The 15,186-nt window shown below is 68.3% G+C and carries 11 protein-coding genes; 10 read left to right on the top strand and 1 reads right to left on the bottom strand.

Annotation, left to right across the window (positions count from 1 at the left end; translation table 11 throughout):
* Nucleotides 1-92: 92 nt before the first annotated feature.
* Nucleotides 93-3,992, top strand: coding sequence for a DNA-directed RNA polymerase subunit beta' (locus ACFYYT_RS11385; RefSeq protein WP_351821585.1), 3,900 nt, complete (start codon nucleotides 93-95; stop codon nucleotides 3,990-3,992).
* Between the two features lie 164 nt (nucleotides 3,993-4,156).
* Here ACFYYT_RS11385 and ACFYYT_RS11380 read toward each other — a convergent pair whose 3' ends face one another.
* Nucleotides 4,157-6,649 carry a YfhO family protein gene (locus tag ACFYYT_RS11380; protein ID WP_351821588.1) on the bottom strand — a complete coding sequence of 831 codons (2,493 nt, stop codon included), beginning with the start codon at nucleotides 6,647-6,649 and terminating at the stop codon, nucleotides 4,157-4,159.
* A 401-nt stretch (nucleotides 6,650-7,050) separates the two neighbouring features.
* Here ACFYYT_RS11380 and rpsL point away from each other — a divergent pair, with 401 nt between their 5' ends.
* The 9 genes from rpsL to rplW all read left to right on the top strand — a co-directional run bounded on the left by rpsL (nucleotide 7,051) and on the right by rplW (nucleotide 15,155).
* Complete coding sequence (gene rpsL, locus ACFYYT_RS11375; protein WP_007265893.1) at nucleotides 7,051-7,422, top strand: 30S ribosomal protein S12; 372 nt, start codon at nucleotides 7,051-7,053, stop codon at nucleotides 7,420-7,422.
* A 2-nt stretch (nucleotides 7,423-7,424) separates the two neighbouring features.
* On the top strand, nucleotides 7,425-7,895 hold the full coding sequence (gene rpsG, locus ACFYYT_RS11370) for a 30S ribosomal protein S7 (protein WP_007265894.1): 471 nt from the start codon (nucleotides 7,425-7,427) through the stop codon (nucleotides 7,893-7,895).
* A gap of 39 nt (nucleotides 7,896-7,934) precedes the next feature.
* Nucleotides 7,935-10,064, top strand: a complete 2,130-nt coding sequence (gene fusA / locus ACFYYT_RS11365) for an elongation factor G (protein ID WP_351821591.1) — start codon at nucleotides 7,935-7,937, stop codon at nucleotides 10,062-10,064.
* Between the two features lie 150 nt (nucleotides 10,065-10,214).
* Complete coding sequence (gene tuf, locus ACFYYT_RS11360) at nucleotides 10,215-11,408, top strand: elongation factor Tu (RefSeq protein WP_281204230.1); 1,194 nt, start codon at nucleotides 10,215-10,217, stop codon at nucleotides 11,406-11,408.
* 177 nt (nucleotides 11,409-11,585) lie between these two features.
* Nucleotides 11,586-12,755, top strand: a complete 1,170-nt coding sequence (locus ACFYYT_RS11355; RefSeq protein ID WP_351821595.1) for a hypothetical protein — start codon at nucleotides 11,586-11,588, stop codon at nucleotides 12,753-12,755.
* A 454-nt stretch (nucleotides 12,756-13,209) separates the two neighbouring features.
* Nucleotides 13,210-13,518, top strand: coding sequence for a 30S ribosomal protein S10 (gene rpsJ / locus ACFYYT_RS11350; RefSeq protein ID WP_003948644.1), 309 nt, complete (start codon nucleotides 13,210-13,212; stop codon nucleotides 13,516-13,518).
* 14 nt (nucleotides 13,519-13,532) lie between these two features.
* Nucleotides 13,533-14,177 carry a 50S ribosomal protein L3 gene (gene rplC / locus ACFYYT_RS11345; protein ID WP_007265899.1) on the top strand — a complete coding sequence of 215 codons (645 nt, stop codon included), beginning with the start codon at nucleotides 13,533-13,535 and terminating at the stop codon, nucleotides 14,175-14,177.
* A 4-nt stretch (nucleotides 14,178-14,181) separates the two neighbouring features.
* Nucleotides 14,182-14,832, top strand: coding sequence for a 50S ribosomal protein L4 (rplD, locus tag ACFYYT_RS11340; protein ID WP_030008466.1), 651 nt, complete (start codon nucleotides 14,182-14,184; stop codon nucleotides 14,830-14,832).
* Nucleotides 14,832-15,155 carry a 50S ribosomal protein L23 gene (gene rplW, locus ACFYYT_RS11335; RefSeq protein ID WP_007265901.1) on the top strand — a complete coding sequence of 108 codons (324 nt, stop codon included), beginning with the start codon at nucleotides 14,832-14,834 and terminating at the stop codon, nucleotides 15,153-15,155. Before rplD ends, rplW begins: the two co-directional genes overlap by 1 nt.
* The last annotated feature ends 31 nt before the right edge of the window (nucleotides 15,156-15,186 follow it).

Raw genomic sequence — 15,186 nt, 5'->3', positions numbered from 1 at the left:
CTGACGGGGGGCTCGCTCAAGAGCCCCCCGTCATCCCCGGGACCGTTCAGACCATGATTGAGACTCGACCCCGAAAGAGGGATTGACGCACAGTGCTCGACGTCAACTTCTTCGACGAGCTGCGGATCGGCCTTGCCACCGCGGACGACATCCGAACCTGGTCCCACGGCGAGGTCAAGAAGCCGGAGACCATCAACTACCGCACGCTCAAGCCCGAGAAGGACGGACTCTTCTGCGAGAAGATCTTCGGTCCGACCCGGGACTGGGAGTGCTACTGCGGCAAGTACAAGCGTGTCCGCTTCAAGGGCATCATCTGCGAGCGCTGCGGCGTCGAGGTCACCCGCGCCAAGGTGCGTCGTGAGCGGATGGGCCACATCGAGCTTGCCGCTCCCGTCACCCACATCTGGTACTTCAAGGGCGTCCCGTCGCGCCTGGGCTACCTGCTGGACCTCGCGCCGAAGGACCTCGAGAAGGTCATCTACTTCGCCGCGTACATGATCACGTTCGTCGACGACGAGCGCCGCACCCGCGACCTCCCGTCGCTGGAGGCGCACGTCTCCGTCGAGCGCCAGCAGATCGAGAACCGCCGTGACGCGGACCTCGAAGGCCGTGCCAAGAAGCTCGAGACCGACCTGGCCGAGCTCGAGGCCGAGGGCGCGAAGGCCGACGTACGCCGCAAGGTGCGCGAAGGTGCCGAGCGCGAGATGAAGCAGCTGCGTGACCGCGCCCAGCGCGAGATCGACCGCCTCGACGAGGTGTGGGCCCGCTTCAAGAACCTCAAGGTCCAGGACCTGGAGGGCGACGAGCTGCTCTACCGCGAGCTGCGTGACCGCTTCGGCACGTACTTCGACGGCTGCATGGGCGCCGCCGCGCTGCAGAAGCGCCTGGAGTCCTTCGACCTCGACGAGGAGGCCGAGCGCCTCCGCGAGATCATCCGTACCGGCAAGGGCCAGAAGAAGACCCGTGCGCTCAAGCGCCTCAAGGTCGTCTCCGCGTTCCTGCAGACCAGCAACAAGCCCAAGGGCATGGTTCTGGACTGCGTGCCGGTGATCCCGCCGGACCTGCGTCCGATGGTGCAGCTGGACGGTGGCCGCTTCGCGACCTCCGACCTGAACGACCTGTACCGCCGCGTGATCAACCGCAACAACCGCCTGAAGCGCCTTCTCGACCTCGGTGCCCCCGAGATCATCGTGAACAACGAGAAGCGCATGCTCCAGGAGGCCGTCGACGCCCTCTTCGACAACGGTCGTCGTGGTCGTCCGGTGACCGGTCCCGGCAACCGTCCGCTGAAGTCCCTGAGCGACATGCTCAAGGGCAAGCAGGGTCGATTCCGTCAGAACCTCCTCGGCAAGCGCGTGGACTACTCCGCGCGTTCCGTGATCGTCGTCGGTCCGCAGCTGAAGCTGCACCAGTGTGGTCTGCCCAAGGCCATGGCGCTGGAGCTCTTCAAGCCGTTCGTGATGAAGCGCCTGGTCGACCTGAACCACGCGCAGAACATCAAGTCGGCGAAGCGCATGGTCGAGCGCGGCCGCACGGTCGTCTACGACGTCCTCGAAGAGGTCATCGCCGAGCACCCGGTCCTCCTGAACCGTGCGCCCACGCTGCACCGCCTCGGCATCCAGGCCTTCGAGCCCCAGCTGGTCGAAGGCAAGGCCATCCAGATCCACCCGCTCGTCTGCACCGCGTTCAACGCGGACTTCGACGGTGACCAGATGGCCGTGCACCTGCCGCTCTCCGCGGAGGCGCAGGCCGAGGCCCGCATCCTGATGCTGTCCTCGAACAACATCCTGAAGCCGGCCGACGGCCGTCCGGTCACGATGCCGACCCAGGACATGGTCCTCGGTCTGTTCTTCCTGACCACCGACGGTGAGCTCCGTGACGTCAAGGGCGAGGGCCGCGCGTTCGGCTCCACCGCCGAGGCGATCATGGCGTTCGACGCCGGCGAGCTCGCGCTCCAGTCGCAGGTCGACATCCGCTTCCCGGTGGGCACCATCCCGCCGCGCGGCTGGGTGGCGCCGGTCGCCGAAGAGGGCGAGCAGGAGTTCCAGCCGGGCGACAGCTTCCGTCTGAAGACGACCCTGGGTCGCGCGCTCTTCAACGAGCTGCTGCCCGAGGACTACCCGTTCGTCGACTACTCGGTGGGCAAGAAGCAGCTCTCCGAGATCGTCAACGACCTGGCGGAGCGCTACCCCAAGGTCATCGTGGCGGCGACGCTCGACAACCTGAAGGCGGCCGGCTTCCACTGGGCGACCCGTTCGGGCGTCACCGTGGCCATCTCCGACGTCGTCGTTCCCGAGGCGAAGAAGGCCATCGTCGCGGGCTACGAGGCCAAGGACGAGAAGGTCCAGAAGCAGTACGAGCGCGGTCTGATCACCAAGGAAGAGCGCACGCAGGAGCTCATCCAGATCTGGACGCAGGCGACCAACGAGGTCGCCGAGGCGATGAACGCGAACTTCCCCAAGACGAACCCCATCTTCATGATGGTTGACTCGGGTGCCCGAGGAAACATGATGCAGATGCGACAGATCGCCGGTATGCGTGGTCTGGTGTCGAACGCGAAGAACGAGACCATCCCGCGTCCGATCAAGGCGTCCTTCCGTGAGGGCCTCACCGTTCTGGAGTACTTCATCTCCACGCACGGTGCCCGTAAGGGTCTGGCGGACACCGCCCTGCGTACCGCCGACTCGGGTTACCTCACCCGTCGTCTGGTGGACGTCTCGCAGGACGTCATCATCCGCGAGGAGGACTGCGGCACCGAGCGCGGCCTCAAGCTCAAGATCGGTGTCAAGGACGAGGCGGGTGTCCTCCGCAAGGCGGACGACGTCGAGACCTCCGTGTACGCCCGCATGCTGGCCGAGGACGTCGTCATCGACGGCAAGGTCATCGCGCCGGCGAACGTGGACCTCGGTGACGTGCTCATCGACGCCCTCATCGCGAACGGTGTCGAGGAGGTCAAGACCCGCTCGGTCCTGACCTGCGAGTCCGCGGTCGGCACCTGTGCCTTCTGCTACGGCCGCTCGCTGGCCACCGGCAAGCTGGTCGACATCGGTGAGGCGGTCGGCATCATCGCCGCCCAGTCCATCGGTGAGCCCGGCACCCAGCTGACGATGCGTACCTTCCACACCGGTGGTGTGGCCGGTGACGACATCACGCAGGGTCTGCCGCGTGTCGTCGAGCTCTTCGAGGCCCGTACCCCGAAGGGTGTCGCCCCGATCTCCGAGGCCGCCGGCCGCGTGCGGATCGAGGAGACCGAGAAGACGAAGAAGATCGTCATCACGCCCGACGACGGCAGCGAGGAGACGGCGTTCCCGATCTCCAAGCGCGCCAAGGTCATCGTGCACGAGGGCGACCACGTCGAGGTGGGCCAGAAGCTCACCATGGGTGCCACCAACCCGCACGACGTGCTGCGCATCCTCGGCCAGCGTGCCGTCCAGGTCCACCTGGTCGGCGAAGTCCAGAAGGTCTACAACTCGCAGGGCGTGTCGATCCACGACAAGCACATCGAGATCATCATCCGGCAGATGCTGCGCCGCGTGACGATCATCGAGTCCGGCGACGCGGAGCTCCTGCCGGGCGAGCTCGTCGAGCGCTCGAAGTTCGAGACCGAGAACCGTCGTGTGGTCACCGAGGGCGGTCACCCCGCCTCCGGCCGTCCGCAGCTGATGGGTATCACCAAGGCCTCGCTGGCGACGGAATCCTGGCTGTCGGCCGCCTCCTTCCAGGAGACGACCCGAGTCCTGACGGATGCGGCGATCAACGCCAAGTCCGACAGCCTCATCGGCCTCAAGGAGAACGTCATCATCGGTAAGCTCATCCCGGCCGGTACGGGCCTCGCCCGCTACCGCAACATCCGGGTCGAGCCCACCGAGGAAGCCAAGGCCGCGATGTACTCGGCCGTCGGTTACGACGACATCGACTACTCGCCCTTCGGCACCGGCTCCGGCCAGGCTGTCCCGCTGGAGGACTACGACTACGGCCCGTACAACGGCTGAGTCGCAGCAGCGCACCAACCGCAGGGCGGTCACCCGAAAGGGTGGCCGCCCTGCGGCGTTGTGCGGCCGCCGTCCCTGCGGGCCCCGTGGGCCCCGCGGGGCCCGGCCCGGGCATGCGGAAGCGCCCCCGGCGGAGACCGCCGGGGGCGCTGTCGTGAGCGGGCCTACGCGCCCGTGCGGCGGCGGCGGGCGAGGCGGGGGAGGAGGGGGACTGCCGCGAGGGCCAGGAGGGCCAGGGCGGCGGCGGCGAGGCCGGGGGCCAGGCCCTTCGGGGTGAAGGTGCAGGAGACCTTGTCGGTGCCCGGGGTCAGGGGGACCGCGAGCAGGCCGTGGAAGGGGCGGACCGGGGCGTCGCACCGCCAGCCCGGGACGGCCGTCGTCGCGAGGACGGCGGTGCCGGTGGCGCCCTTCGGGAGGGTGGCCTCGATGCTGTGGCCGCCCGCGGTGACCTTCGTGGCGCCGGTGTCGGTGAGGTGGCGGACCGCCGTGTCGAGGGCGGCCCGGTCCAGGCAGCCGATGGGGTGGGGGCCGGCGGTGGCGCCGCGGGTGTGGGTGTCGACGGTGACCTCCAGGCGGCCCGACGCGGGGACCGGGCCCAGCGGGAGGACGCCGCTCATGCGGTCCTCCAGGGGGCGCCGCTGGCCGTCGGTGCGCAGGGTGCCGAAGAGCTCGGGGGAGAACCAGTAGGCCTCGGAGCCGGGGGTGCACTGGGCGGCGTACGTCTGGGCGGTGGCGGTGCCGCCGCGGGTGACCTCGGGGACCCGGTAGACGGTGGCGCCGAGGACCGTCTCCTGGCGGGCGTAGACGCTGTCCGCCGGGTTGGGGGAGGCGTACGGGGTGGCGGGGCGGACCGTGACCAGCGGCGGGGCCGGGAACGTCGAGCCCGTCCAGGTGTGCGGGGCGGGGCCGGGGCGGACGCGGGCGCCGATCGAGAAGATCGCGTCGAGCACCGGGTTGTCGGCGCCGAAGAAGGTCCGGCCGTCGTTCTTGAAGCCGTAGCCGAGGGGTTCCAGGGCCTGGTACGTGGCCTCCGGGAGGTAGCTGCTGTAGTACTGCGGGCCCTCGGCGCGCAGGGCGAGGGCGTCGTTGTACGAGGTCTGTGGCGCGCCCGAATCCGTCCGGTAGGCGGGCCAGCCGTCCACCCCTCGGACCGCCTCGAAATGGCGGGTGATCGACTGGCTGGAGGTGGCGGCGGGCTTGGCCCAGCGTTCGCGGGCCCGGCGGGCGTCGGCGTTGGCCGCCGCGACGGCGGATTCGGCGAAGACGACGCCGACCATGAGCACCGCGGCGACGGGGACGAGGCCGCGGCGCTTGTCGCCGAGCGCGAGCAGGGTCAGGGCCAGCAGGGACAGGGCGCCGCCGCCGAGGACGGCCGGCCAGGTCCAGCCGCCGAAGTCGTCGGTGTGGCGCAGCGCGAACGTGGCCACGACCAGCAGGACGGCGGAGAGCGCCAGGTGCGCAGGGCGCGGCCGGGCCGCCAGCGCCAGCCAGGCCACGATGACGACCATCGCGCTGAAGACGAAGGTCTCGCGGTACGGGTTGCCGTTGGGGACGGCCAGCCCGTGCCACACGAACTGGGTCGGCGGGAACTGGAAGGAGGCGGCGACGAGCACCGTCGCGGCCGCCCACACCAGCCGGGTCCGCCGCGCGACCGCCGTGTTGAAGAGGAAGCTGCCCGCCAGGATCAGGCCCAGGGAGGCGACGTACAGCCGCGGCCTGCCGCCCCACAGGTGGGTGGCCGGGAGCATCCCGGTCAGGAACACCTCGATCCGCACCGGGTCGAAGGCGGCGGCCTTGGTGGGCTGCGCGGCGCCGCTGGACAGGAACGCCGGCAGGAGCAGCGGCAGGGTGAGCATGATGCCCACGGCCGCCGCGGAGGCGGCCCGCCACAGGGCGCGCAGCCGCTGCGCGCCGGTCAGGTCCAGGGTGATCAGCCGGATGGCCAGCAGGACGCAGGCGGCCATCGTGGCCATCATCGCGGTGTAGAAGTTCCCGAACCAGGCGAGGGCGACGAACAGCGCGACCCCGGGCCAGCGGCGCTGCTCCAGGCACCATTCGACGGCGATCCCGAGCAGCGGCAGCGCGACCAGGCCCCACAGCCACATCGGGATGTACGAGGCGTCGCTGAGCGCCCATCCGCACAGCCCGTACGTGGCCCCGAGCACGCCCCGCTGCCACCAGGGGCCGGGGTGGAGCTTGCCGAGGTAGACGGTCATCAGGGCGGCGGCGGTGCCCATAGTGACCGGGGTGACGACGAAGACGGCCAGGTCGACGTGGTCGCGGGGGACCAGGACGGCCAGCCAGGAGAACGGGTTGCCGAGGTAGGTGTAGTAGTCGGACAGGAACTGCTGTCCGAAGCCGCCGCTCCAGGTGAACAGGACGTCGCCGGAGGCCTGGCCGTGGACCAGGTCCCACAGGGCCCGGTGGAAGGGCACGTACTGGTTGGCCTGGTCGTTGAGGGCCCGGCCGGCGGGGCCGAAGGGGAAGCTGCCGCGGGCCGCCCAGGCCGCGCAGAAGGCGCCCGAGGTGATGAGGAAGGCCAGCAGGGGCCCGTAGAGGCTGGCCAGCCGCCCCGCGCGGCGGGCCGGCCCGGGGGTCCGGCCGCCGCCGGGGGGCGGGGCGTCCGCCGTCGTCGGCTCGGTGCTGACCGTCCCCAATGTCCTGCTCCTGGCGCTCGTACGTATTTGGTCTGACTCGCTGGGATTCGCTGGAAGTGTAGTTCGCCCGCTCTACCACGCCGGTGCGCGGACCGCACGCCCGCCCCGTCTGTCGGGGTCCTCGCCCGTGCGGCGCCTGAGCTGTGGGGCCTTCGGGGGCGGGGGCCCGGGGCTCATGTTTTGACCGGAGTGGATGCGGTGGGTACGCTCAGACCTTGTGCCTGGGGTGTGCCTGGGCTCCCGTGCGTGTCCATCAACCGCATGCGAGCCCGCATCGGCCACCGCGATCCATGCGTTTCCGTGCTTGCGCGGAGGTCCGCCGGATCCGACACACCCGACCGCGTGGGTCGGCAAAGTTCCAGGTTAGCTTCACTACACGGCACACAGAAACCGGAGAAGTAGTGCCTACGATCCAGCAGCTGGTCCGGAAGGGCCGGCAGGACAAGGTCGAGAAGACAAAGACCCCCGCGCTTGAGGCTTCGCCCCAGCGTCGTGGCGTCTGCACGCGAGTGTTCACGACCACCCCGAAGAAGCCGAACTCGGCGCTCCGTAAGGTCGCGCGTGTGCGTCTGACCTCCGGCATCGAGGTCACGGCCTACATTCCGGGTGAGGGACACAACCTGCAGGAGCACTCGATCGTGCTCGTGCGTGGTGGCCGTGTGAAGGACCTGCCGGGTGTTCGTTACAAGATCATCCGCGGTGCGCTTGACACCCAGGCTGTCAAGAACCGCAAGCAGGCCCGCAGCCGCTACGGCGCCAAGAAGGAGAAGTAAGAATGCCTCGTAAGGGCCCCGCCCCGAAGCGCCCGGTCATCATCGACCCGGTCTACGCATCTCCTCTGGTGACGTCGCTCATCAACAAGATCCTGCTGAACGGCAAGCGCTCCACCGCCGAGCGCATCGTCTACGGCGCCATGGAAGGCCTCCGCGAGAAGACCGGCAACGACCCGGTCATCACGCTGAAGCGCGCGCTGGAGAACGTCAAGCCGTCCCTCGAGGTCAAGTCCCGCCGTGTCGGTGGCGCGACCTACCAGGTTCCGGTCGAGGTCAAGCCGGGTCGCCAGTCGACCCTGGCGCTCCGCTGGCTCGTGGGTTACTCCCGCGCCCGCCGCGAGAAGACCATGACCGAGCGCCTCATGAACGAGCTTCTCGACGCTTCGAACGGCCTCGGTGCGGCCGTCAAGAAGCGTGAGGACACGCACAAGATGGCCGAGTCCAACAAGGCCTTCGCGCACTACCGCTGGTAGTCCCACCCCACATCGAGACCGAGAGAAGACCGAAGCCTTATGGCTACCACTTCGCTTGACCTGGCCAAGGTCCGCAACATCGGGATCATGGCCCACATCGACGCGGGCAAGACGACCACCACCGAGCGCATCCTGTTCTACACCGGTGTGTCGTACAAGATCGGTGAGGTCCACGACGGCGCTGCCACGATGGACTGGATGGAGCAGGAGCAGGAGCGCGGCATCACGATCACGTCTGCCGCGACGACCTGCCACTGGCCGCTCGAGGACGTCGACCACACCATCAACATCATCGACACCCCGGGTCACGTTGACTTCACCGTCGAGGTGGAGCGTTCGCTCCGCGTCCTCGACGGCGCCGTCACCGTGTTCGACGGTGTCGCCGGTGTGGAGCCGCAGTCCGAGACTGTCTGGCGTCAGGCGGACCGCTACGGCGTGCCGCGCATCTGCTTCGTCAACAAGCTCGACCGTACCGGTGCCGAGTTCCACCGCTGCGTCGAGATGATCGAGTCCCGCCTCGGCGCGGTCCCGATCGTCATGCAGCTGCCGATCGGTGCCGAGGCCGACTTCCAGGGCGTCGTCGACCTCGTCACCATGAAGGCGTTCGTCTGGTCCGCCGAGGCGACCAAGGGCGAGATGTACGACATCGTCGACATCCCCGCCACGCACACCGAGGCCGCCGAGGAATGGCGCGCCAAGCTGGTGGAGCAGGTCGCCGAGAACGACGACCAGCTCATGGAGCTGTTCCTGGAGGGCGTCGAGCCCACCGTCGAGCAGCTGCACGCCGCCGTGCGTCGCATCATCATCGGTTCCGGCAAGGGCTCGGGCGCCACGATCACCGCGGTGTTCTGTGGCACGGCGTTCAAGAACAAGGGCGTTCAGCCCCTGCTCGACGCCGTCGTCCGCTACCTGCCGTCGCCCCTGGACATCGAGGCCATCGAAGGCCACGACGTCAAGGACGCGGAGCTGGTCGTGAAGCGCAAGCCGTCCGACGACGAGCCGCTCGCGGCGCTGGCGTTCAAGATCATGAGCGACCCGCACCTCGGCAAGCTCACCTTCGTCCGGGTTTACTCGGGCCGCCTGGAGGCCGGCACCTCGGTGCTGAACTCCGTCAAGGGCAAGAAGGAGCGCATCGGCAAGATCTACCGCATGCACGCGAACAAGCGTGAGGAGATCGACGCGGTGGGCGCCGGCGACATCGTCGCCGTCATGGGCCTGAAGCAGACCACCACCGGTGAGACGCTGTGTGACGACAAGGCACCCGTGATCCTGGAGTCCATGGACTTCCCGGCTCCGGTCATCCAGGTCGCCATCGAGCCCAAGTCCAAGGGTGACCAGGAGAAGCTGGGTGTCGCCATCCAGCGTCTCGCGGAGGAGGACCCCTCCTTCCACGTTCACTCGGACGAGGAGACGGGCCAGACCATCCTCGGCGGTATGGGCGAGCTGCACCTCGAGGTGCTGGTCGACCGTATGAAGCGCGAGTTCAAGGTCGAGGCCAACGTCGGCAAGCCGCAGGTCGCGTACCGCGAGACCATCCGCAGCACGGTCGAGCGTCACGACTACACCCACAAGAAGCAGACCGGTGGCACCGGTCAGTTCGCCAAGGTGCAGATCGCGATCGAGCCGATCACGGACGCCGACGGTCCGGCGTACGAGTTCGTGAACAAGGTCACCGGTGGCCGTGTGCCGAAGGAGTACATCCCTTCGGTCGACGCCGGTGCGCAGGAAGCCATGCAGTTCGGCATCCTGGCCGGCTACGAGATGACGGGCGTCCGCGTCACGCTTCTCGACGGCGGCTACCACGAGGTCGACTCCTCCGAGCTCGCCTTCAAGATCGCCGGTTCGCAGGCCTTCAAGGAGGCCGCGCGCAAGGCGTCCCCCGTGCTCATGGAGCCGATGATGGCCGTCGAGGTCACCACGCCCGAGGACTACATGGGTGACGTCATCGGCGACATCAACTCCCGCCGTGGCCAGATCCAGGCCATGGAGGAGCGCCACGGCGCTCGCGTCGTGAAGGGCCTCGTGCCGCTTTCGGAGATGTTCGGCTACGTCGGAGACCTCCGCAGCAAGACCTCGGGTCGCGCCAGCTACTCGATGCAGTTCGACTCCTACGCCGAGGTTCCCCGGAACGTCGCTGAGGAGATCATCGCGAAGGCCAAGGGCGAGTAACTCTTCCGAGTACACGCTTTAGGCTTGCCACCGGAGCCTCAGGGGCAACAGGAGCAACCCTCCCGTTGCCCCGGGGGAACCGGCTATCCAGCAAAGATCACCTGGCGCCGATGATTCAAGGCGTACAGAACCACTCTCAGGAGGACCCCCGTGGCGAAGGCGAAGTTCGAGCGGACTAAGCCGCACGTCAACATCGGCACCATCGGTCACATTGACCACGGTAAGACGACCCTCACGGCCGCCATTACCAAGGTGCTGCACGACAAGTACCCGGACCTGAACGCGGCTTCGGCCTTCGATCAGATCGACAAGGCTCCTGAGGAGCGTCAGCGCGGTATCACCATCTCCATCGCGCACGTCGAGTACCAGACCGAGGCGCGTCACTACGCCCACGTCGACTGCCCGGGTCACGCGGACTACATCAAGAACATGATCACCGGTGCCGCCCAGATGGACGGTGCCATCCTCGTGGTCGCCGCCACCGACGGCCCGATGCCGCAGACCAAGGAGCACGTGCTCCTGGCCCGCCAGGTCGGCGTTCCGTACATCGTCGTCGCCCTGAACAAGGCCGACATGGTGGACGACGAGGAGATCCTGGAGCTCGTCGAGCTCGAGGTGCGTGAGCTCCTCTCCGAGTACGACTTCCCGGGCGACGACCTGCCGGTCGTCCAGGTCTCGGCGCTCAAGGCGCTCGAGGGCGACAAGGAGTGGGGCGACAAGCTCCTCGGCCTGATGGACGCCGTCGACGAGGCGATCCCGACCCCGCCGCGTGACACCGAGAAGCCCTTCCTCATGCCCGTCGAGGACGTCTTCACGATCACCGGTCGTGGCACCGTCGTCACCGGTCGCATCGAGCGTGGTGTCCTGAAGGTCAACGAGACCGTTGACATCATCGGCATCAAGCAGGAGAAGACCACCACCACGGTCACCGGCATCGAGATGTTCCGCAAGCTGCTCGACGAGGGCCAGGCCGGCGAGAACGTCGGTCTGCTCCTCCGTGGCATCAAGCGCGAGGACGTCGAGCGCGGCCAGGTCATCATCAAGCCCGGTTCGGTTACGCCGCACACCGAGTTCGAGGCCGCCGCGTACATCCTGTCGAAGGACGAGGGTGGCCGTCACACCCCGTTCTTCAACAACTACCGCCCGCAGTTCTACTTCCGTACCACGGACGTGACGGGCGTTGTGACCCTGCCTGAGGGCACCGAGATGGTCATGCCCGGTGACAACACCGACATGACGGTCAACCTCATCCAGCCGGTCGCGATGGAAGAGGGCCTGAAGTTCGCCATCCGTGAGGGTGGTCGTACCGTGGGCGCCGGCCAGGTCACCAAGATCACGAAGTAATTTCGTGCTCTGACCTGGTAGCTCGCGCGAGCGGGCACCATGTTCGGCAGAAGGGCCCCTTCCCCACCGCCTCGGCGGCGGGGAAGGGGCCCTTCTCCGTACCCCCGCCGGGTCCGTGTACGGGCCCTGTGAGAGGCTCACCGACAGTTCGGGGTACAGCGCGGGGGGTTGGGACGCATGGGGCGGCAGGACAGCGGCGGGCCGGGGATATCCGATGAGGAGTGGGAGCGGTTCGCCGGGGAGGTGGCGGGGGAGTCCGCGGGGGCGCCGAAGGAGCCGTCGGCGCGGGCGCGGATGGTGACCGAGCGGCTGCGGCGGGAGGACGAGGAGCGGGCGCGGGCCGCCGGGCGGGGGCGGCCGGGCCGGGGGGCGCGGCCGGGGCGCGAGGAGCCGCCGGGGTGGCGCACCGGGCCGGCCTGGCAGGAACGGGAGGGGCGGGCGCAGCGCAAGCGGCGGCTCAAGGCGGCCGCCGCGGTCGTCCTCATCGCGGGGCTCGCGCTGGTCGTCGTACGGCCGGAGCTGCTGATCGACAGGCTGACGGGCAAGACCGGGGCGCGCGAGCGGGCCGCGGCGGCCGCGCCGCTGCCGGGGGAGTCCGTACGTCCGACCGCGGCCCCGGGGGAGGTGTACCCGGACCGGCCGACGCCGGAGGAGCCGTTCAGGGGGTCCCCGGCCCTCCAGTGGGCGGAGGGGGCCGCCGCCATCGAGGTGCCCCGGGCGAGCGCCGTGGCCGGGATGCCGCAGGAGCGGGTCGCGGACGCGCTCGCGAAGGCGAAGGCCTTCCTGGTCTCCGCCAATCTGGACCCCGCGGTCCTGCGGGGCGGGCGGCCGGAGGCGGCGCTGGCGCTGCTGGACCCCCTGCAGCCCGATGTCCCGCAGAAGGTGCAGCGCTCCCTGGCGCAGCCCGACGCCGGCGACAGCCCCGCCGTGCTGTTCACGCGCTTCGACCCGGCCGAGGTCCGGCCCGTCGGCGACGTGGTCAAGGTGCGCGGCAGCATGCGCGCGGAGGCGGGGGAGCCCGGGGAGCTGCGGGTGGTCACCGACTACACCTTCGTGCACCCGATGACGCGGGCGGACGGGAGCGTGCAGCGGACGATCGTGCGCCGGCAGATCACCTTCTCGGTCCTCGACCCGGCGCGCTGGCAGGCCACCGAGGGCAAGCTCCAGCTGCACACGTACAAGGCGGAGTGGTCGAACGTGCTGTGCGGGACGGCCGGGGGCTTCCTGCACCCGGACTTCCCGAAGGACGGGCCGGCCGGAACGCGCGGCTCCGGTCCGGCGACGGACCCGTACGACCGCAGCGGCGAGATCCACGGCGGGGACTGCGGGACCATCACGCGGTCCTGACCAGGGATCCCCGTCGCGCGCCAGGGTTTGACGTGATCGCGCGGCGGGGTATTCTCTTCGGCCCGATTGGCCAGGTACGTGTCTCGTATGGCAGACTACTCAAGTTGCTCGGTTGAGTGCCGATGCTGTGCGCCTCCCGCCGGGAGGACCGGAAGCGAGTCCCACAGTACTCGTCGTCCTTAATCTGCCTTTCGGGGCAGCAATGAGGACGGACGTACGGGAATCTTCTGGGAAGTGTCAGCACGGTGCCCACCAGGCACTCGGTGGGTGTTTCTCCCCCGATGCGCGGTCCGGGACCGCATCCCCTTGGACGAGGGAATTTCCGTATGGGAATTTTCTGTAGAGGGTGTGCGACACGCCCGACCGCGTGGGTCGGAGAAGAGACTGCGGGAATCCTCCTGCGGCCTACCGGGAGCCAGAGCGTTCCACATACAGACAGGACTACGGAGTAGCCATGGCGGGACAGAAGATCCGCATCCGGCTCAAGGCCTACGACCACGAGGTCATCGACTCCTCGGCGAAGAAGATCGTCGAGACGGTGACCCGCACTGGTGCGTCGGTCGCAGGCCCGGTGCCGCTGCCCACTGAGAAGAACGTGTACTGCGTCATCAAGTCGCCGCACAAGTACAAGGACTCGCGCGAGCACTTCGAGATGCGCACGCACAAGCGCCTGATCGACATCCTCGACCCGACCCCCAAGACCGTTGACTCGCTGATGCGCCTGGACCTTCCGGCCGGCGTTGACATCGAGATCAAGCTCTGAGAGGCGTCGAGAAGATGGCAAAGCAGATCAAGGGCGTCCTGGGCGAGAAGCTCGGCATGACCCAGGTCTGGGACGAGAACAACCGTGTCGTCCCGGTCACCGTGGTCAAGGCCGGACCCTGCGTCGTTACCCAGGTCCGTACGAACGACATCGACGGCTACGAGTCGGTCCAGATCGCCTTCGGCGAGATCGACCCGCGCAAGGTGAACAAGCCCCTCAAGGGCCACTTCGCCAAGGCCGACGTCACCCCCCGCCGCCACCTGGTGGAGCTCCGCACCTCCGACGCCAGCGAGTACACGCTCGGCCAGGAGATCACTGCTGAGGTGTTCGAGTCCGGCGTCAAGGTTGACGTCACGGGCAACAGCAAGGGCAAGGGCTTCGCCGGTGTCATGAAGCGGCACAACTTCCGGGGCCTCGGCGCCGGTCACGGTGTGCAGCGCAAGCACCGCTCCCCCGGTTCGATCGGTGGCTGCGCCACCCCTGGGCGTGTCTTCAAGGGCATGCGCATGGCCGGTCGTATGGGCAACGAGCGCGTCACCACCCAGAACCTGACCATCCACGCGGTTGACGCGGAGAAGGGTCTGCTGCTCATCAAGGGCGCGGTCCCCGGTCCGAACGGCGGCCTCGTCCTGGTCCGTACCGCGGCCAAGGGGGCTTGAGGTAATGAGCACCATTGACATCCTTTCGCCGGCAGGCGACAAGGCCGGTACCGTCGAGCTCCCCGCGGAGATCTTCGACGCGAAGACCAGCGTTCCGCTGATCCACCAGGTCGTTGTCGCTCAGCTGGCTGCTGCCCGTCAGGGCACGCACAAGACCAAGCGTCGTGGCGAAGTCCGTGGTGGTGGCCGCAAGCCGTACCGCCAGAAGGGCACCGGCCGCGCTCGCCAGGGTTCGACCCGCGCTCCGCAGTTCGTCGGCGGTGGCGTCGTCCACGGCCCGCAGCCGCGTGACTACTCCCAGCGGACCCCGAAGAAGATGAAGGCCGCCGCCCTGCGCGGTGCCCTCTCGGACCGTGCGCGTCACTCCCGCATCCACGTCGTCACCGGCGTGGTCGAGGGTGCCGCCTCCACGAAGGCCGCCAAGACGCTGTTCGGCAAGATCTCGGAGCGCAAGAACCTGCTCCTGGTCGTCGAGCGCGCCGACGAGGCCGCGTGGCTGTCCGCCCGCAACCTGCCCCAGGTCCACATCCTGGAGCCGGGCCAGCTGAACACGTACGACGTGATCGTCTCTGACGACGTGGTCTTCACTCAGGCCGCTTTCGAGTCCTTCGTGTCTGGCCCCAAGGCCGACGAGACCGAAGGGAGCGACGCCTGATGTCTGAGGCGACCGTTACCAGCAAGACCTTCACCGACCCGCGCGACCTGCTGATCAAGCCGGTCGTTTCGGAGAAGAGCTACGCGCTGCTGGACGAGAACAAGTACACGTTCATCGTCGCGCCCGGCGCCAACAAGACCCAGATCAAGCAGGCCGTGGAAGCGGTCTTCTCGGTCAAGGTCACCGGGGTCAACACGATCAACCGTCAGGGTAAGCGCAAGCGCACCAAGACCGGTTTCGGCAAGCGCGCGAACACCAAGCGCGCCATCGTGACCCTTGCCGAGGGCAACCGTATCGACATCTTCGGCGGCCAGGCCTCCTAACGGAGGTCTAGTCGTCCGGAATCGGACGAGG

This window comes from Streptomyces sp. NPDC002032 (assembly GCF_042890765.1).
GTDB lineage: Bacteria > Actinomycetota > Actinomycetes > Streptomycetales > Streptomycetaceae > Streptomyces.
Note: the sequence above shows the minus strand (reverse complement) of the source record. Positions and strands in the feature narration are given on the sequence as shown.

Bases quoted from the DNA above. Each gene is read 5' to 3' on its own strand.
- fusA (WP_351821591.1), top strand. From the start codon at position 7,935: ATGGCTACCACTTCGCTTGACCTGGCCAAGGTCCGCAACATCGGGATC.
- rpsG (WP_007265894.1), top strand. From the start codon at position 7,425: ATGCCTCGTAAGGGCCCCGCCCCGAAGCGCCCGGTCATCATCGACCCG.
- rplD (WP_030008466.1), top strand. From the start codon at position 14,182: ATGAGCACCATTGACATCCTTTCGCCGGCAGGCGACAAGGCCGGTACC.
- rplW (WP_007265901.1), top strand. From the start codon at position 14,832: ATGTCTGAGGCGACCGTTACCAGCAAGACCTTCACCGACCCGCGCGAC.
- rpsJ (WP_003948644.1), top strand. From the start codon at position 13,210: ATGGCGGGACAGAAGATCCGCATCCGGCTCAAGGCCTACGACCACGAG.
- rplC (WP_007265899.1), top strand. From the start codon at position 13,533: ATGGCAAAGCAGATCAAGGGCGTCCTGGGCGAGAAGCTCGGCATGACC.
- ACFYYT_RS11355 (WP_351821595.1), top strand. From the start codon at position 11,586: ATGGGGCGGCAGGACAGCGGCGGGCCGGGGATATCCGATGAGGAGTGG.